The sequence below is a fragment of the Flavobacterium algoriphilum genome, assembly GCF_048158655.1.
GTDB lineage: Bacteria > Bacteroidota > Bacteroidia > Flavobacteriales > Flavobacteriaceae > Flavobacterium > Flavobacterium algoriphilum.
Genome location: NZ_JBLNKY010000001.1, coordinates 464281 through 483301, shown reverse-complemented (window position 1 = coordinate 483301; position 19021 = coordinate 464281). Strand labels below are relative to the sequence as shown.

20 protein-coding genes are annotated in these 19021 nt (G+C 33.5%); 2 read left to right on the top strand and 18 right to left on the bottom strand.

Going from position 1 to position 19021, the window contains the following annotated elements; genetic code table 11:
* The first annotated feature begins 5 nt into the window (after positions 1-5).
* Together ACM55G_RS02120 and ACM55G_RS02115 are read left to right on the top strand one after the other, a co-directional pair.
* Positions 6-1031: a hypothetical protein gene (locus ACM55G_RS02120; RefSeq protein ID WP_416842252.1), complete on the top strand. Its 1026-nt coding sequence runs from the start codon at positions 6-8 to the stop codon at positions 1029-1031.
* A 14-nt stretch (positions 1032-1045) separates the two neighbouring features.
* A complete protein-coding gene (locus ACM55G_RS02115) occupies positions 1046-1885 on the top strand; it encodes a polysaccharide deacetylase family protein (RefSeq protein ID WP_416842251.1) in 840 nt (279 codons plus the stop codon).
* 345 nt (positions 1886-2230) lie between these two features.
* Here the strand turns inward: ACM55G_RS02115 and ACM55G_RS02110 are convergent, their stop codons facing one another.
* The 18 genes from ACM55G_RS02110 to porW form a co-directional block, all read right to left on the bottom strand.
* On the bottom strand, positions 2231-3541 hold the full coding sequence (locus tag ACM55G_RS02110) for a murein hydrolase activator EnvC family protein (RefSeq protein ID WP_416842250.1): 1311 nt from the start codon (positions 3539-3541) through the stop codon (positions 2231-2233).
* Between the two features lie 24 nt (positions 3542-3565).
* Entirely contained in the window at positions 3566-4339 is a 774-nt protein-coding gene (gene lolB1, locus ACM55G_RS02105; protein ID WP_416842249.1) for a lipoprotein insertase outer membrane protein LolB1, read from the bottom strand.
* Positions 4339-5688, bottom strand: a complete 1350-nt coding sequence (locus ACM55G_RS02100) for a tetratricopeptide repeat protein (protein WP_416842248.1) — start codon at positions 5686-5688, stop codon at positions 4339-4341. Before ACM55G_RS02100 ends, lolB1 begins: the two co-directional genes overlap by 1 nt.
* 36 nt (positions 5689-5724) lie before the next feature.
* The gene (locus ACM55G_RS02095) at positions 5725-6735 is read right to left on the bottom strand and encodes a sugar phosphate nucleotidyltransferase (protein ID WP_416842247.1); all 1011 of its coding nucleotides are present in this window, start codon (positions 6733-6735) and stop codon (positions 5725-5727) included.
* Positions 6736-6892: 157 nt separating this feature from the next.
* A complete protein-coding gene (gene dut / locus ACM55G_RS02090) occupies positions 6893-7327 on the bottom strand; it encodes a dUTP diphosphatase (RefSeq protein ID WP_416842246.1) in 435 nt (144 codons plus the stop codon).
* Between the two features lie 166 nt (positions 7328-7493).
* Entirely contained in the window at positions 7494-8960 is a 1467-nt protein-coding gene (locus ACM55G_RS02085; RefSeq protein WP_416842245.1) for a lipopolysaccharide biosynthesis protein, read from the bottom strand.
* 38 nt (positions 8961-8998) lie between these two features.
* Complete coding sequence (locus ACM55G_RS02080; protein WP_416842244.1) at positions 8999-9427, bottom strand: hypothetical protein; 429 nt, start codon at positions 9425-9427, stop codon at positions 8999-9001.
* Between the two features lie 73 nt (positions 9428-9500).
* Positions 9501-9944: a GNAT family N-acetyltransferase gene (locus ACM55G_RS02075; RefSeq protein ID WP_416842243.1), complete on the bottom strand. Its 444-nt coding sequence runs from the start codon at positions 9942-9944 to the stop codon at positions 9501-9503.
* An 89-nt stretch (positions 9945-10033) separates the two neighbouring features.
* On the bottom strand, positions 10034-10894 hold the full coding sequence (gene atpG / locus ACM55G_RS02070) for an ATP synthase F1 subunit gamma (RefSeq protein WP_416842242.1): 861 nt from the start codon (positions 10892-10894) through the stop codon (positions 10034-10036).
* An 85-nt stretch (positions 10895-10979) separates the two neighbouring features.
* Positions 10980-12557 (bottom strand): F0F1 ATP synthase subunit alpha, encoded by a 1578-nt coding sequence (gene atpA / locus ACM55G_RS02065; protein WP_416842241.1) that lies wholly within the window; start codon positions 12555-12557, stop codon positions 10980-10982.
* 38 nt (positions 12558-12595) lie between these two features.
* A complete protein-coding gene (atpH, locus tag ACM55G_RS02060; protein WP_416842240.1) occupies positions 12596-13129 on the bottom strand; it encodes an ATP synthase F1 subunit delta in 534 nt (177 codons plus the stop codon).
* A gap of 5 nt (positions 13130-13134) precedes the next feature.
* Entirely contained in the window at positions 13135-13635 is a 501-nt protein-coding gene (locus ACM55G_RS02055) for a F0F1 ATP synthase subunit B (protein ID WP_416842239.1), read from the bottom strand.
* Positions 13636-13719: 84 nt separating this feature from the next.
* Complete coding sequence (gene atpE / locus ACM55G_RS02050; RefSeq protein WP_007136870.1) at positions 13720-13911, bottom strand: ATP synthase F0 subunit C; 192 nt, start codon at positions 13909-13911, stop codon at positions 13720-13722.
* A gap of 115 nt (positions 13912-14026) precedes the next feature.
* The gene (gene atpB, locus ACM55G_RS02045; RefSeq protein ID WP_416842238.1) at positions 14027-15148 is read right to left on the bottom strand and encodes a F0F1 ATP synthase subunit A; all 1122 of its coding nucleotides are present in this window, start codon (positions 15146-15148) and stop codon (positions 14027-14029) included.
* A gap of 120 nt (positions 15149-15268) precedes the next feature.
* On the bottom strand, positions 15269-15661 hold the full coding sequence (locus ACM55G_RS02040) for a hypothetical protein (RefSeq protein ID WP_416842237.1): 393 nt from the start codon (positions 15659-15661) through the stop codon (positions 15269-15271).
* 89 nt (positions 15662-15750) lie between these two features.
* The gene (locus tag ACM55G_RS02035) at positions 15751-15978 is read right to left on the bottom strand and encodes an AtpZ/AtpI family protein (protein WP_416842236.1); all 228 of its coding nucleotides are present in this window, start codon (positions 15976-15978) and stop codon (positions 15751-15753) included.
* Positions 15947-16354: a bactofilin family protein gene (locus tag ACM55G_RS02030; protein WP_416842235.1), complete on the bottom strand. Its 408-nt coding sequence runs from the start codon at positions 16352-16354 to the stop codon at positions 15947-15949. Before ACM55G_RS02030 ends, ACM55G_RS02035 begins: the two co-directional genes overlap by 32 nt.
* Positions 16355-16356: 2 nt before the next feature.
* Positions 16357-18984 (bottom strand): type IX secretion system periplasmic lipoprotein PorW/SprE, encoded by a 2628-nt coding sequence (gene porW, locus ACM55G_RS02025; protein ID WP_416842234.1) that lies wholly within the window; start codon positions 18982-18984, stop codon positions 16357-16359.
* Between the last annotated feature and the right edge of the window lie 37 nt (positions 18985-19021).

Here is a 19021-nt window from a genome sequence, read left to right as displayed (position 1 = left end):
TATTTATGAAAAAGCCAGTTATCGCATTACTTATACTTCCCTTTTTATTTTTTGTATCCAGTTGTAATCGTGGCAAAGCCTCTGATTCAATAAACGGAGAAGAAAAAAAAACAGAAAAACAGCTTGATACCTTAGCCAAAAAACAAGTTCTTTCTATTGATACCACTGACTATAACAAAAGAATGGTGGCATTAAGTAATAATGATACTACTGGCAGATGGCCGGTAAAAGCACCATATCCTTTACCAGGGGCACTTTTGCCATACAACCGTATTATTGCTTATTACGGAAATTTATATTCCACAAGAATGGGGATTTTAGGTGAACTTCCCAGAAATGAAATGATTAAAAAATTACAAGGTGAAATAGCCAAATGGCAGGCAGTCGATCCTTCCGTGAAAACAATTCCTGCATTGCATTATATCGCAGTCACTGCTCAAGGTGCGCCTGGTAAGGATAACAAACACAGAATGCGAATGCCTTTTAAACAAATAGATACTATATTGAGTTGGGCTAAGCCAATTAACGCCTTGGTGTTTTTAGATATTCAAGTGGGACACAGCACCGTTAAAGCCGAAGTAGCTGAACTGGAGAAATATCTTGCGTTACCAAATGTACATTTAGGAATTGATCCCGAATTTTCGATGAAAAACGGAGAACGTCCTGGTTCTAAAATTGGGTATTTTACTGCCGCAGATATTAATGACGCCATTGACATTTTGGCAAACATCGTGCGTAAAAACAAATTAACTCCCAAAGTATTGGTAGTACACCGTTTTACCCAAGGAATGGTAAAAAAATATAAAGAAATCAAAACCGTACCCGAAGTTCAAATTGTGATGGATATGGATGGTTTTGGCGACAAGGTCTTGAAAAAAGATAGTTACAGGAGTTATATTTATAGAGAACCCGTTCAGTTTACCGGTTTTAAATTATTCTATAAAAATGATATCAGAAAAAATTGGGTAATGTACACGCCGGCAGAATTGATGAAATTCACTCCTAAACCTATCTATATTCAATACCAATAATACAATATTCAATTATGAAAAATATTCCGTTTTTAGTTTTTATAGGTCTTTTTTTATTATTAGGTTGTCAATCAGAACCTCGTAAAATAACGAAGGAAATCCCCATTATTACTACTCCAGTGAAAATAATAGCACCTAAAAAAGCAATGGCTAATGCTGCGACCATTCTTTCCAAAAAAGAAGTGCCCATATTGTGCTATCATAATATTAAGAATATAGATGCCAATGCAGGTGAAATGACAAGAATGTATACTGTAACTCCAACCAATTTTGCCCAGCAAATGAAAGCGTTGTCTGACGAAGGGTATCATACTATTTTACCTAATCAATTGTATGAATATTTAGTTCATGATGCTCCGTTACCTGCAAATCCTGTAATGATCACATTTGACGATACGCGTGGAGAACAATACAGTATAGGCGCTCCCGAGATGAAAAAATACGGCTTCAAAGGGGTATTCTTTGTAATGACCGTTTCTATCAACCGCCCTAACTATTTGACAAAAGAGCAAATTAAAAGTCTATCTGACAGCGGAAATACTGTTGCAGCGCATACTTGGGACCATCACATGGTCACTAAATACGCTGGGGAAGACTGGGATACGCAATTGGTAAAACCCAAAAAGAAACTCGAAGACATCATTGGTAAACCAGTGACTTATTTTGCTTATCCTTTTGGTTTGTGGAACAAAAAAGCAATACCAGAAATAAAAAAGAGCGGATACCAAATGGCATTTATATTGGCTACTAAAAGAGATTCAATTGATCCGCTATACACAATCAGACGTATTATTGTGGCGGGCCAATGGTCTACTCCAAGTGTAATGAAAGCCATAAAATCTTCTTTTAAATAAAAGAATCAGACACGGTTATTTACATAAAGTACATACGAATCCCCGTTATTAAATCTATAATAACGGGGATTTTTTTATTTCGAATAAACAGCAACCTACAATTTATTGTATGTTGACGCTTTTTTTTGGATAACAGAAATTACTTTCTTACGATTTTATTTTTATACCCCACTTATTTTAAATAAACCAAAACTATCGAGTACCAAATGTTAATTCGTGTCAATTATTCGAAAAGCAACAATAATCAAAATACTCGGCACAAAAAAAGCGAATCAAATTATTACTTTTTGATTCGCTTTTTTAGCTAAACATAAAACTGGAATCTGCTTCGATTCCAATCTATTATTACATATTAAACAACCAACTTTGAGGATTGTTATACGTGGTGTTTTGAAGAATTAAAAATTTAATTATAGTTCTTCCTTCACTATTGGTTCTTACTTTTCCAAGGCTCTGTTTGGTACTTACTTTATCTCCTTTGCTTACAAACACAGAACTTAAATTCTGATAAACCGTAAAAAAATCTCCGTGTTGTATCATTACCGCTTTATTTATTGGAGATAAAACAATTACGCTGGTTACTTCTCCTCCAAAAACAGCTCTTGCGCTTGATCCTTGGTCCGTAGTGATTTCTACCCCACTATTGTGAATAACTAAGGTTTTATAAACAGGATGCGCCTGATCTCCATATCCCAATGACACAAATCCTTTTTCTACTGGCCAAGGCAATTTACCTCTATTGGCTCTAAAATTATCAGCAATTAATTTTGTCTCTGCAGTCAGTTCTATTTTTGAGGAAGATACTGAGGATGAGGAAACAATTTCTTTAGCCCGTGTTTTTATTTCTGTTTTTGTTTCTGTTTTTGATCCGGCTAGCGATTCGGCTTTTGCTTTTTCCATCGCCCTTTCCATTGCGGCTTTTCTATTGGCTTCAGCAATTGCTTGACGAATTAATCGATCAATTTGTCTATCAATCGATCTGGATTCCTGTTGTTTTTTCTTTATCTCAGCAAGAATCTTACTTTTATCTTTCTTAATGGATTTGACTAATTTTTCCTGTACTTGTCGCTCTTTTTCTAATGACAAACGCTCTTTTTCATTTTCGACAATAAGTTTTTGTTTCGCCGTTTTTTGTACATTCAGCTTCCCATTGTATACAACAAGTTCTCCCGTCTTCGTCTTTATTTCTTCGCCTTGCATTTTCCTGTAATTCGTGTACTGTTTCATGTACTGTGCCCTTTTATATGCCTGCAAAAAATTTTCAGAAGATAACAAAAACATCGCTCTACTCTCCTCAGAACGGCTTTTATAGGACTTTATAATCATTTCAGCATAATCTGCCTTAAGAATTTCCAGTTCTTTTTTTAGCTTATTAATTTTAACCTGATTAATATACATATCATTCCCCAAAAGCTTTTTTTGCTTTTCGGTGGTGGTTATCAGTTTTTCTTTCAGCATTATCTTATTGCTTTGAATAACAATTACATTTACAGCCGTTTTTTCTTTTTTCTTTACGGTTTGTAATAGCTTTTCATTTTCGCGAATTTCTTTTTGAATCTGGGCTTTTCGTTCTTCTAATTTTTCTTGCTGTGTTGCTTGACCACACATTAGTGAAGTCACGCTTATAAAAATTAGGCTAAGGAGAAATTTTGGCATCTTAAAAAAATATTTTTTGCAAATTTACTTAATTATAATTCTTTTGTACCCATTTGGAACACTATAAGGAAAAGAAAGTTCTTCATTGAATGTGATAGTGTTGTAATCTAAGTTAATTTCCGTTTTACCTTTCTTTTGAACTGTATTTATTAACACATTTGAAGGCAATGTTGCTTCATTGTACACTTTATTATCGGAATAAGCCACCTGAATCATTCTATCTTCAGCTGTTTGTTTTATTTCCTGTCTTTTAACCAAGAATTTATCGGCATCAAAAAAGAACGATTTTTTAGTATTGTTATTCGAAACATCATCCAATCTATAGGTCTGTTCCACTAGTGATTCTGTATATTTTCCTTTATTCAAATCATCTATCGCATCACCTAACAACATATTTTGAATTTTATTAAAATCTAAATCAGTTCCAAGCCATTGACTCAATCCTCTGAAATCTCCTTCAAAATAACTTCCATTTATTTTTTCATAGTAGTTTACTGCAGTTGGTGTAATCAAAGCCTTAGCCATAGTAATTCCTAAAAACCGAATGCTAATCAAAATTTGTTGGTCTTTCTTTATTTTTATTTCGGCAGTAACATTCTGAGTTTGTTTGTCATCAGCATACCGTGCATTCGACTTAATATATAATGTAGAAAAATTGTTTTTATTGTTATAATGATTTTCTATTATTTTATCCGCTGTCAAATAGTTTGATTTTATACTCGCCTCAGCCACAATAGCTTTCGATTTACACGAAGCCATAAAAGTTAGAAGTGCCAGTAATATTGAAAATTTTTTCATTATTTTTTTTGTTTTAATAATTCGTTAGCTTTGGAGAAATACAATTCTTTTTTCTTGAAATCTCCTAAACCGTTATAGGCTTCTCCAAGCTGGATATTGATATTTGTTTCTAATGTTATGTCATCGACCAGATAATCCAATCCCATTTCGAGGATTTCTTTGGCCTTTTTAAATTGCTGCAATTGATTGTTTGCTAAACCTAAATAATAATAAAACTGCGGTTGCGTAGGAAATGTTTCAATCATTGTTATGGCTTTTTTGGCAACCAAATCAAATTGTTTCACTTCGGTATACGCTTGAAGCAAAAGCAAATTCATTTCGATATCTTCAGCCGAACCATTCTTTAATGCGCTTTCATAATAAGTAATCGCTTTAGTCCATTGCTTTTTACTGTGATAATATTTTCCAATTTCTTTGGCTACATCCACTTCTTTGTCAGCATCAAAATAGGCAATTGCTTTATCTAAATCAGAGGAATATTGAGGGTTTTTATCTACAAAAATCAAAAATTCGTTCAGCATTCTGTGTTTAATCTTTGAATCTATTTTGGCACTGGCCAAAGAAATATTCATCGCATTTATAGCTTTAAGAGCTTCATTATTATCCAAATAAACTTCAAATAAACTCACTTGCGCCCATTCAGAATTTGGAATTGCCACGGCTAACTTTTTTGTTATATCAAATGCTTTCTCAGTTTCATTATTCTTGGAAAACAGATTAATCAATGCAATATAATTAGATTCTTCTTTTGGATTTTTATCAATCTGTGCTATTAAATTAGACTCTTCAACATTTTGAAATTTACCTTCCGATAAAATCTGCATTTTGTATAATTCCCTTCTTTCAGATTTTCCAAAAGTAGCATTCAATTCATTGATGAGATCAAGCGCTTTATCAAATTGCTTTGTTCCCATATAAAGTGATGTTAAATCCTCTTTATACTTTTCGTCAAATGGTATTAATTTATTGATGGCTATCAGCGCTTGATTATAATTGGTGGTTTCATAACTCACATCATACATTCCAACCCAAAACCATTTGTTTTTAGGATCAATTTGTGTGGCGTGTTCAAATGAACTGTACGCATTTCCATAATCCTTTGATGCCAGATAATTTTTCCCTAATTCGAAATAAACTATAGCATTATTGGGTTGTAGTTTTACACATTGTTCCAAAGCTTTAATCGCTTTGTCATAATTCTCAATTCCCTTTTGAAGCAATGCTTCATAAAAAAATTCCTGAAACTGATCTTTTTCTTGCTTAATTTCTTCCGGTTCGGTTTGCGCCAATAGCAAAGTAGAATTGCATTGCAAAACCAAAAATAGAATTATGAAAGCTACTTTTTTCATTGAATGTTTTTTGCCTTTACGTTACTTTGGATGTAATTATTCCAACACCGAATAATCTCCAATACTTATAGTTGTAAAATTACCGTCAAAAGTGGCGTGATTCCCTATCATTGCATTATCCAAATTCGCATTTTTAATATGAGAATGGGTTTGAACCAAGCTATTTTTTATCGTACTGTTTGAAACATGACATCCATTTCCTAGTGACACATTTGGACCAACGGTTGTATTTATCAATACGACATCTTCCCCAATGTAACAAGGCGGAATAATTGTTGAATTTTCTAATTTAACATTAAAGTCAACCAAATGTACACCGTCATTGTGTAAGAACCCTAACATTCTGGAATTCGTTTCCACGGTTACATTTTTATTTCCACAATCCATCCACTCATCTACTTTACCGGGAACAAATACCATGCCTTTTCCCATCATTTGCTTTATTCCATCATTGATTTGATATTCTCCACCGTGAATAATATTATTATCCAATACTAATTGAAGTTCATCTTTTAAAACGGCAACATCTTTAAAATAGTAAATTCCGATAACGGCAAGGTCCGAAACAAATGCCGTGGGTTTCTCCACCAGTTCGACTATTTCATTCGCTTCATTTAAGTTGATCACACCAAAAGCTTCAGGATGATCTACTTGTTTTACCCAAATAACACTGTCGGCATTTTGATCTAAATCAAAATCGGCACGAATTAAAGTATCGGCGTAAGCAATAACAGCTGGTCCGCTCAAAGAATCTTTGGCACACATAATAGCATGACCTGTTCCTAAAGCTTCGTTTTGATAGTAAATAGTTCCTTTGGCGCCTAATTTTTTTGCAATAGCTATTAATTCCTCTTCCACTTTTTTGCCAAAACTTTCGTGGATGATAAAGGCTACTTCTTCGATATCTTGATTTAAGACAGCTGCAATATCTTCTACCAAACGATGTACAATAGGTTTGCCTGCAATAGGAATTAATGGTTTTGGAATGGTTAAAGTGTGTGGTCTTAATCTGGAACCTCTCCCAGCCATTGGTACAATTATTTTCATTTGTTATTTTTTTTACCGTAAACTTTGCAGCATTTTCTGCAAAGTTTACGAAGGTTTTTTATATTATTTGGCCACAGATTAACCGGATTTTTATTTCAAATTTGTTACAAAATATCTTCTCGTTTCAAAACTGCTAACTGCGACTGAACACTGATTATTACTTCACTCCCGTACTTCCAAAACCGCCTTCACCTCTTGAAGTTTCTGATAATTCTTGAACTTCCTTCCATTCGGCACGTTCGTGTTTGGCGATGATCAATTGTGCGATGCGTTCTCCGTTTTCGACTACAAAAGCTTCATTGGATAAATTTACTAAAATTACTCCTATTTCACCTCTATAATCGGCATCAACTGTTCCGGGAGAATTAAGAACTGTAACTCCTTTTTTAGCAGCCAAACCACTTCTCGGGCGCACTTGTGCTTCGTAACCTATAGGTAATTCTATGAAAAGACCTGTTTTTACAATGGCTCTTTCCAATGGTTTTAGGATTATTGATTCTGTTAAGTTTGCTCTTAAATCCATTCCTGCCGAAGCTATGGTTTCATAGTTTGGCAAAGCATGCTCTGATTTATTGATAATTTTTATTGTCATTGTTTCTTGTTTTGAAGGGACAAGTCAAGGTTTGTCCGTTACCTATTGTTTTGGATTTTTTTGGTTATAGCCCTGATTGAAGCGGCATCCTTTTCTTTTTTCTTTGAAAAAGAAAAGATACAGCAAAAAGCAGGAAATAGCTCCTAAAATTGATTTTTGTTAAATTCTAGTTGTTTTTTCGGCTCAAAATTCGGGTTAACATTTCTTTTTCGTTGTAATATATAAAATACATAAATGTGAGTAGTAATGGAATTCCAACAAAATAATTTTCTCGAAAACCATAGAAAGAAATGGCCGAAAATCCTATTGAAAGACCAAGATACCCTCCTATTTTCATTATGTCATACGGAATTGGATAATATTTATTTCCTAAATAGTAAGAGATAAACATCATGCTACCGTAGGCAGCAATGGTTGCAATTGCTGAACCATAATAACTCATGGTTGGAATAAGCAGGTAATTGAGTACTAATGTTATTATGGCGCCCACAATGGAGATATACGCCCCAATATAGGTTTTGTCGATGAGTTTGTACCAAACAGAAAGATTCGTATAAATTCCGAGAAAAAAATTGGCGAGAATAATAAGCGGTACCACTTTCATGGCTTCCCAATACGAGGGGTCCCGAATCATAAGCTGTTTTAAAAGATCGGCAAAAACGATTACTCCCAATAAAATAAAGGAGCCAAAAATGACAAAATATTTAGTAACGGTGGCATAGGTTTGGGGCGCGTCCTTATTTGAAGCATGGCTAAAAAAGAAAGGCTCTATTCCTAAAGTATAGGCAGTTCTATATAAAACCATGAATAATCCTAATTTATAACAGGCGGAATACACCCCAACTTCGGCTTCGGCGATATTAGCCGGTAATAATCTCCCCAACAAAATTTTATCGAACTGCTCGTTGATTGCAAAAGCGATTCCCGCAATCATTATAGGCAATCCGTAGCGCATCATTCGTTTCCAAAGGTCAGCGTCGAATTTCCATTTTAACAAAAAATAATCCGGTGACAGCACCACAAATGTTAATAAACTTGCTATAATATTCGCTAAAAAAATATAACCGATCTGGAAGTTTTCAATATACAGAGAACCTAAAAAACCATTAGGATGAGATTCCACGATTTTGGGTAAAAAGAGTAAAAAGAAAACACTTAAGGAAAGATTAATTACAACATTTCCAATCTTAATTGCAGCATAAACCATCGGTTTTTGGTAGGCTCTCAATTTTGAAAACGGAATAATCACTAAAGCGTCCAATGCTATAATCCAAATGGTATAAGTGATGTATTGAGAATCTATTCCGGACCATTGTGCTAATGTGTTTCGGAATAAAAGTGCACCAAACAGAAAACAAATTGAGGTCCAAAAAATTGAAACCATTGTTGTTTCAACAATGGATTTCTTATTGGTTTCATTATTATAAAACCTAAAAAAAGCGGTTTCCATTCCGTACGCAAGAATAACGTTAAAAAAAATCATCCAAGCAAAAATTATGGAGACTTTTCCATACTCGGCTTTTGGCAATAAATCAGTATAAAGTGGAACTAGTAAAAAACTGAACATTCTAGGTATAACCGTAGCTAGTCCATAAATTGCTGTTTGTTTGAAAAGGCTTTTATATAATCCCAAAATAATTTATCTATTTATATTTATAAAAACAAAAATAACTAATTCTTTGGTTTATTTACTGATGGATAAGCAATAGTTGGGTTTTCTTTAGTATCGATTATTTTAAAAAATTGGGTTTCATTATTTATCGTATATTCCAATAAAGCTTCATTTGGTTTTAAATCAAATTTTGGTTTGATTATAACTGGCGCTTTATTACCATATTCTTTCAAGGTATCACCGTCTAAAATTAAATCCATATTTTTTTGGTAAAAATGTACAATAAATGTATTTTTAGTAACTTCTTCAAAATTGGATTCCTGATTTCTAAAATAGATTTTATCCAGTTTAATTTCCTTGGAAAGCGGTTTTTTGAATTCAATATGAAAATCCGTTCCGTTTGCTGTTCCTTCCTGTCCCCCAGTCCATTTATTAAAATAAACCGATTTAATTTCCTGTGGAAATTCCGTTTGAAGTTCTAGTTTCATGGCACAAAAAGTTAAGCTGATTGTAAGTAAAAACAGGAGTATTATTCTTTTACAACGTATCATCTTTGGGAATTTAACTTAATCCTTCTTCGTTTAAAATTTTAAGAAAATGAAATCCTTTTGGGACATATCCTTGGTTGTAATAAAAGCGATGTGCCGTGAAATTTCCCGTAAACGCGTCCAAAACAATCATGGTACAACCCGTTTCTTTAGCTTTTACATCTATATAATCTGTCATCATTTTGCCCAGCCCTTTGGAGCGATGTTCCGGATGAACAATAAAATTATCTATCTCGATGTATTTACCCGACCAAAGTTTTGTTCCCGACCAAAATCCGGAAACCGCGACACAAACCTCATTTTCGAATATAGCAACTTGCTTGTAATTATGCGGTATCATCTCAACCAAATACGATTCATATTTTTCTAAAGTAAATGTGGGATATAAAAACCGCATTACTTCTATATTATTAAGCATTTCCTGTAACGTGGTCAGTTCTTTAATTATTAAATACATTAGTTTATTGTTTATTAAGGTATAAAATTAAGCAAAAAAAAGAGCCAACATCTGTTGGCCCTTAGAATATATTTTGAATCAACAATTTACTATCCATTCAATGCTTCCGCACCACCAACAATCTCTAAGATCTCATTAGTAATAGAGGCTTGACGTGCTTTATTGTAAGTCAATTTCAATTGATTTCTCAACTCTGTTGCGTTATCAGTTGCTTTGTGCATCGCGGTCATACGCGCTCCGTGCTCTGAAGCAAATGAATCCCGAATTCCTTTATACAATTGTGTTTTCAATGATTTTGGAATCAAAGTTAACACGATTTCTTCTTTAGAAGGTTCAAAAATATAATCACCAGTTGAAACCGTAAGATCAGATTTAATTGATGCTAATGGTAAAAATTGTTCTGTTTGAACGATTTGTGTCGCAGCATTTTTAAATTGGTTGTAAATCAACTCAATTTTATCGTATTCACCAGAAAGGAATTTCTGAGTCAAAAGATCTGAAATCTTAGCTACATTATCAAAAGTCAAATCGTCAAAAACAGCACTTTGATTGTCAACTACTGAAAGTGTTTTACTCAAAACATCATTTCCTTTTTTACCGATAGCAAAAATATCTACTTGTTTACCTGCGTAAAATTCAACACGGTTTTTAGCTCCTTTAATTGCATTAGTATTAAAAGCACCTGCCAAACCTCTGTTTGAAGTTATCACTACAAGTAATACCTTCTTAATTTCACGTTGTGTAGTAAATTCTCCACCCGCATCACCTTCAAGTGTTGCAGAAAGATTTTGTAATAATTCCGTTAATTTTTCGGCATAAGGGCGCATTGCTGTGATTGCATCTTGTGCTTTCTTTAGCTTTGCTGCAGAAACCATTTTCATTGCCGATGTAATTTGCATCGTAGATGAAACGGAAGTAATTCTATTACGGATTTCCTTTAAATTTGCCATTGTTTTGTAAGTATTAAGTAGTAATTGTTAAGTAGTAAGTAATAAAGAAAACCTTACTACATACTACTTAAAATTTAAAACTTTTTTAGTTATATTTTGCTGATAATTCTTTTGCTACAGTTTCGATTACATCTGTAATTTCGTCTGTTAATTTTCCTGCCTTCAAAGCATCTAGGGTTGCTCTGTGTTTGTTGTTCAAGAATGCCAAGAAATCTTTCTCAAATTCTCTTACTTTGTTCACAGGAACATTTCTCAATAAGTTTTTAGAACCCGCATAGATAATCGCAACTTGATCTTCAACCGTATAAGGATCGTTCAAACCTTGTTTCAAGATCTCTACGTTTCTTCTTCCTTTTTCAATTACGTTTAAAGTAACGGCATCAAGATCAGAACCAAATTTAGCAAACGCTTCCAATTCACGGAATTGTGCTTGATCCAGTTTCAAAGTACCTGCTACTTTTTTCATTGATTTAATTTGTGCATTTCCTCCAACACGAGATACTGAAATACCTACGTTAATTGCCGGACGAACCCCAGAGTTAAACAAATCTCCATCAAGGAAAATTTGACCATCTGTAATCGAAATTACGTTTGTTGGGATGTATGCAGAAACGTCACCAGCTTGAGTTTCAATAATTGGTAAAGCAGTCAATGAACCACCCCCTTTTACAATTGATTTCAATGAATCTGGTAAGTCATTCATGTTTTTAGCAATTCCATCATCTGCAATTACTTTACAAGCACGTTCTAATAATCTACTGTGAAGGTAGAAAACGTCTCCAGGATATGCTTCACGTCCCGGTGGTCTTCTTAATAAAAGAGAAACCTCACGGTATGCAACCGCTTGTTTAGATAAATCATCATAAACAATTAAAGCCGGACGACCTGAATCTCTAAAATATTCTCCAATTGCTGCACCTGCGAAAGGAGCATACACTTGCATTGGAGCTGGATCAGAAGCATTAGCAGCAACAATAATGGTGTAAGCCATTGCGCCTTTTTCTTCTAGCATTTTAGCAATTCCTGCTACAGTTGACGCTTTTTGTCCAATTGCAACATATATACAAAATACAGGTTTTCCTGCATCGTAAAATTCTTTTTGATTTAAGATCGTATCGATACAAACAGTTGATTTACCTGTTTGACGGTCACCAATAACTAGCTCACGTTGTCCACGACCCACTGGAATCATAGCATCTACTGCTTTTATTCCTGTTTGTAAAGGCTCCGTAACGGGTTGACGGAAGATAACTCCAGGAGCTTTTCTTTCCAAAGGCATTTCGTATAAATCCCCACCGATTGGTCCTTTTCCATCAATTGGAAAACCAAGTGTGTTTACTACACGACCTACCATTTGTTCTCCTACTTTAAGAGAAGCAATACGTTGTGTTCTTTTTGCAATTGAACCCTCTTTGATTCCTGTAGATGGTCCTAAAAGTACCACACCTACATTATCTTCTTCAAGATTCAAAACAATCGCTTCTAATCCATTGTCAAATTCAACTAATTCTCCATATTGAACATTCGAAAGCCCGTAAACACGAGCAATACCATCTCCAACTTGAAGCACAGTTCCTACTTCTTCTAGTGTAGCACCAGATTCAAAACCTTCTACTTGCTTTCTTAATATTGCTGAAATTTCAGCAGGTTTGATTTCCGCCATCTTAATTTATAATTTAGACACTTAAATGTGTAATAAAACTAATTACTTAACTCTCTTTTTAATACTTGTAATCTGTTGGCTACTGAAGCGTTATATTGCTTGTCACCTATTCTAAGAATAAATCCTCCAATAATTGAAGCATCCACTATATTTTCTATTGTAATTTTTTTATCCGAAAGTGTTGTGATTTTAGCTAAAACTTTAGCTTTCAAATCAACGTCCAATGGAAAAGCGGTAGTTACTTTTGCAACTTCAATACCGTTCATTTCGTCAAATAATTTGTTGAATTCTAAAGCGATCGCTTCAAGAATTTCAAATCTTTTGTTTTCGAACAACAAATGAAAAAGCCCTTTTGTTACCCCATTCACATCAGCAAAAACTTCCAATAGAACATTTTCTTTAACTTCAACTTTAATGGTAGGATTTTCAATAAAAGTATTCAATTCCTGGTTTCCATTGATTGTAGAAGCAATTAAAGTCATGTCGTTACTTACCTCATTAGCTACACCAATAGCGTCTGACATATCCAGAATTGCTTTTGCGTAACGAATTGCTGCTCTTGTACTTGCCATAATTGTTAGTTTAGCTTTACGTCACCTAACATTTTCTCAACTAATTTAGTTTGAGCTTCTTTGTTAGATAATTCGTCTTTCAATATTTTCTCTGCGATACTCAATGATAAAGTTGAAACTTGTAATTTCAATTCGGCCATTGCTGCATTTTTTTCGCTTTCAATTGCTGCTTTCGCTTGCTCAATCATCTTTAAACCTTGAGCCTGAGCTTCATTTTTAGCATCAGCAACCATTTTTTCTTTCATTTCACGAGCATCTTTAAGCATGTTGTCACGCTCTAATCTTGCTTCTTGTAAAATACGTTGGTTATCTGCCTGTAGATTTTGCATTTCTTTTCTAGCGTTTTCAGCAGAAAGCAATGCATTTTTAATTCCTTCTTCTCTATCATTTACTGCATCAAGAATTGGTTTCCAAGCGAATTTTTTTAATAAGATTATTAATCCAACAAATATTAAAACTTGCCAGATAAACAAACCAAACGAAAAATCATTTATTAACTTATCCATTGTATATTATTATAAATTTTTAATGTTTTAATTTTAAAACAATAGTCACAACCAACCGCTGCAACTATTGTTTTTGTGTTTTAATTAAGATGCGAATAACGCAGCGAAACCAATACCTTCAATAAGTGCAGCTGCGATAAGCATAGCTGTTTGGATTTTTCCTGAAGCTTCTGGTTGACGAGCAATAGCATCCATTGCTGAACCACCAATTCTACCAATACCTAAACCTGCTCCGATTACAATTAACCCTGCTCCTACAATAGTTGGAATTTGCATAATATATATATTAAAAATTAAACATTCAATTTGATTAAAGATTTTAGATTAACGAATTTAGATTTCAGAATAGCGCAAATCTGCATTCAAAAATCTTAATTCAACAATCAGCAATCTAGTGAGCTTCTTCGTGGTGATGCTCTTCATTTCCTGCTCCAAAATAAAGTGCAGACAACATTGTAAAAATATACGCTTGTAAAAAAGCTACCAATATTTCAAGGATCGAAAGCGCAAATGCCAATCCAAAAGATAATGTACTTCCAATCCAGCTTTTAAAAATAAACATTAAACCAATAATACTCATCAAAACTACGTGTCCTGCCAAAATGTTAGCGTACAAACGTATCATTAATGAAAATGGCTTGATGATTGTTCCTAGTAATTCTATAGGAGCCAAAATAAATTTCATTGGAGTTGGCACACCTGGCATCCAGAAAATGTGTCCCCAGTAATTTTTATTTGCAGTGAAAGTTGTGATTAAATAGGTTAACAAGGCCAAAGATGCTGTGATAGCAATATTGCCTGTAATGTTAAACCCAAGTGGGGTTAATCCTAATATATTAAGGAAGAAAATAAAGAAAAATATAGTCAACAAATAACTCATGTATTTTCTATACCCTTTTTCTCCAATGTTCGGAATTGCGATTTCGTCTCTGATGTAAAGTACAAGAGGCTCAAAAAAACGTCCGGCTCCAGAAGCTATTCCATTATTTTTACCGTAAGATTTTGCTAAACCTGTAAACAATACAAACATCAAGATTGCTATTCCTAAAATCCCTACAACACTTTTAGTAATAGATAAATCAAGTGGAGTTGCATTAGTAGGATGACCGTGTTCGCCTTCTTTTAAAGTTCCATCCGACTCCGTTTTGTATATTTTTTCATGGTGTAATACATAATAATTACCATTGTGTTCTGCAGTTTCTTCACCATGATGAAATTTTGAAGAAGAAAAAACCTGCAAACCATTATCCCAAAGAATAATTGGTAAAGAAAAACCATAGTGCTCACCCGTTTCTTCATTTACAGATAATGTAAAATCATGAGCATCCAAAAGGTGATGATTGATAAATTCCTTGATTTTAGATTTTACATCTGTTGGCTCTGCATGAGCTTCTTCTGCCACTTCCGTTTTTACTTTTACAGTATCCACTTCAGGATTTGCAAAACTAATTAATGGTAGACACGCTACTAAAGCTACTAATATAAATCTAAGTGGTTTGTTTGAAATCACCATAACAGTTAATTATCTTAATTTATTACGTTTCTGAAATTTGGTGCAAATGTACATTTTTTATTAATATCCAAAAGCATATAAAAAATTATTTTTGGAGCATTTGACACATAACTAACATATTTATTGCTTTTCGTTTAATATACGTATCGTTAAAATCGTCTCAATTGCTAAAAAGAGAATAAACATACCGAAAAAATTCTTTCTTTCTATTGCACTATTTTGAGCTGAAACCTGCAATAAAGGTCTTAAAATCAAATAGCAAAAAACCATTTTAACACTAGTACTCAATAGAAATGACATTCCTACGTTGTCAAAACTACGCTCTTTGACTTTCAACAAAACAATAAACACAATTGTTGATAACCCTAAAAATAGCAAATAGAGCGTTTCTAACGAATAGTGAAAAGCTTCATCGTTTATATTTAAAACATAAAAAACAATTTTATGAAGAATGTAGGCCAATCCAGCAAGTAACAATAAGTTTATAAGGGATTTGTAATTTTTTAAATTCATTGGGTTTGTTTTTGGCTTGAAGGCGCAAAGTTATTCTATATTTAATTTATCACAAACGCACAATGTTACTGATTTCTTATTTTAAAAAATTATTGTGATTTATTGATTTCGTTGACTTGTCTGATCACATTATACAACGCTAACGCAACACCAACCATCACTAAAATTTTAGTATAATATACTTTTGGACTCGGATGATTTTCATCTAACCAATTTCCTAAATAGGAAAATAGAAAAATGATTGCTCCCATTTGAATTGGTATATTAATCAGCGCAAGCCACTTACTAGCTTGTTTTTTTTTGGGTTTGTTCTCCATTGTGTGGCATTAAATTTTTTACATTGGCTTTCATTGTACAAGAAGCGCTGAAATCAGCACCCGGTTCTACCGATAATTTCCCAACTGAAACTTCGCCATGAATACTTGCTTTTGACTTTACATTCAAGACTTCAGTAACATGAATTTTACCATTGAACTTCCCCTCTATATCCGCATTTTTACAAACTATATCACCGGTAACACTTCCAGCAGGCCCAATAACAATTTTTCCGGTAGACTGGAAATTACCTATTAATTCCCCATCCAGTCTAAAATCGGCCTGAGAAATGATATCGCCTTTTATAGTGGTACCCTCTACTATTCTATTGGTTTTCCCTAAAAGGTCAGTATATGATTTTGGCTTTTTATCAAACATGATTATGGGTTTTTAGGCGCTAAATAGGATTCCAAGTTTTTCTTTATTTGAATTACTTTGTAGTTTTCAGCGGAAACAACTATTGCTGGTTCTTCAATTTTATATTTTATATTTTCTTTTAAAACCTGAATAATATTTTTTGCATAAGGCTCCGAATTAATTCCGTGAATGGTAACGAAATTTTCTTTTTCAGTGTAAACATCATAAGAATAAGAAATCACCTGAAAATCCTCATTCGCAATAAACAACTTTAATTTATCTTCAATTGCCTTTGTGTTTTTATCGGCTCTTGCCCCTACTTTATAAAGAATTTTCCAATTCTTGGTATCAACAATACTAAAATCCTTTTCTTCTAAAAACGGAATTTGGGTTGTAAGGATCTCTACCGCTTTTTTACCTTCTTCGCTATTAGGATAATTATCCGCTAACTCCTGCAATGCTTTTTTATAGGCTGATAATCCTCTAAGTTTTCCAAGAGTGGTTGCTTTTAAAAGTTCAAATTTTGAAACAATTTCATCACCCGAAAACTGATTAATCAAATCATCAATTTTTGCTAACACAACAATATATTGCTCTTCTTGATACAATTTATACCATTTATTATATACTTTATCGGGTGATTCATTATCTGAAACGACATTCAAATTGGTATTGTTTATTATTTGTGCATAACGAGAATTTGGAAACTGGTTCGAAATTTTATCTTTTATAGCCTCCGCTTTAGCCGCATTCGTAATTTGGTAAATTTTATATAAATTATAAAGTGCCGGAAGAACCAATTTTTCTTCTGGATTATTTTTCAATAATTGTTCCAATTTAGCACTGGCCAATTCATATTCCTTGAATTTTTCTTTATAAATAACTCCAAGTTGATAATAGGCAAAATTACGTTCTTTAGCAATATTGTCAATCGTGGTTTGATTTGTTGGAAGCTGTTTTAAATAATAATCGGCACTATATTTTTCAACCGGCATGTCTATGGCTAATTTGTCTTCCAATATTACTTTGTCACCATTAATGGAGTCCTTTACAACAAAATCAGTTTTATTGGTTGACAATCTCCAATTTCCTTTTGAAGATCGGTCTCCCCATATTTTTTTAAATTCCAGTTTTCCAAAAGCAATGGTGGTAGGATTATAAAAATAGAAAACACTAGCAGACTGTGGCCCAGAAATACCGGCCATAGTGGGTGGTGCTAATGATTTCTTGGCTGGTTTTCCTGGTTCTTGATTAGGGGAAGCCGGATCAATGGAAGCAGTATTAGTATTTCTTTCTATATTCTCTTGTTTGGCTTTTAGTTTTTCTTCTAAAATTCTATTAGTTTCATCTGTCTTTTTTAACTTTTCGATATAATTTTCAAAATACAAAACCCTGTCAGTTTCTGATAAAGCAACCACATTCAAAATACTGTCGTTTGTTTTGGCAATAGCTTCGAGTTGTATTACTTCATCTAAATCTTTTCTGGTTTTTTGGATGCGAATGAATTCTCTGGTTTTAATATCCAGCTTTACTAAAGTACTGTCATAATACTTTGCCGCAATCGGATAATCCGCATTTTTGAAATACATATTTCCTAAATCCCTATAGTTTGAAGCAATCAAATATTGGTCAGTTGTTGCCTTTTTTAGCGAAGCATTATAAAAATTTAAAGCTGTTTTTTGTTTGTTGTTTTTATCATAAAACACCCCCTTTTCTCGATAAATCACATCTAGAAATGGTCTGTTTTCTCTGTCGGCAATTAGTTTGTTGTATGTTTTTAAAAACGCAGTGGTATCTCCCGTTTTATAATCGAATAATTGTGCTTTTTTGGCGTAAGCCTGAATAACATATTTTCTTTCGGATTTTCTATTCATATCAATCACCGATTGATAGCTGTAAATGGCACTGTCTTTTTTACCTAATTCCTCGTACAATTGCCCAAGAATATAACGGTATCTCGCTCTTTCGGCATTTACTTTGGTATATTTTTCGGCTATTCTTAATTTTGCTAAAGCGCTGTCTTTTTCTTCTAAGTTTAAAAAAGCTTCTGAAAGAAGTGCATTTGCATTAGCAAAAACTTGTTTTTTCAATTCTTTTTCCTTCAACATTTTGGTCATGTTTTTAACTACCAAAGCATCATTCCCAAGTCGCATATTGGTTTTTTCACGCCAAATTTTAGCCTCATAAATCCTGCTGCTGTTTGGATATTTGTATAAAATATAATTGAATGCGTCTAGTGCCGGAACGAATCTTTGATCGTAATAACGGGATTTACCAAGTAGTAAATACGCCTCATCAATTTGGCTGTTTTTTTCTCTTCCGCCAATGTTCATGGAGTGTTTTTGAATTGCTTTGGTGGCTTTGGTCTCAGCCAATTCAAAATCAGCATTTTTAGGTTTTCCATCAGGAGAAATATCTTCCTCCATTTGCATTCTTTCGATTGGCAAACGCTTCCAAAAATCATCTTTACTGTTTGCTTTTATACCATTAACTCCTTTGTCTAAACCTATTTGCCCGTTGTATAAAATATTATATTTCGTGCTCAAAGCATGTGATTTTCTCGCCAAAAAAGTGTCCTTTTTAGTAGAACACGCTACCAAAAACAATAAAAATCCTAGCGAAAATATATGTTTGAATGTCCTGGTTTTCAATGGTAAACGTTTTTATCAATTAACTTCTAAAAATAGC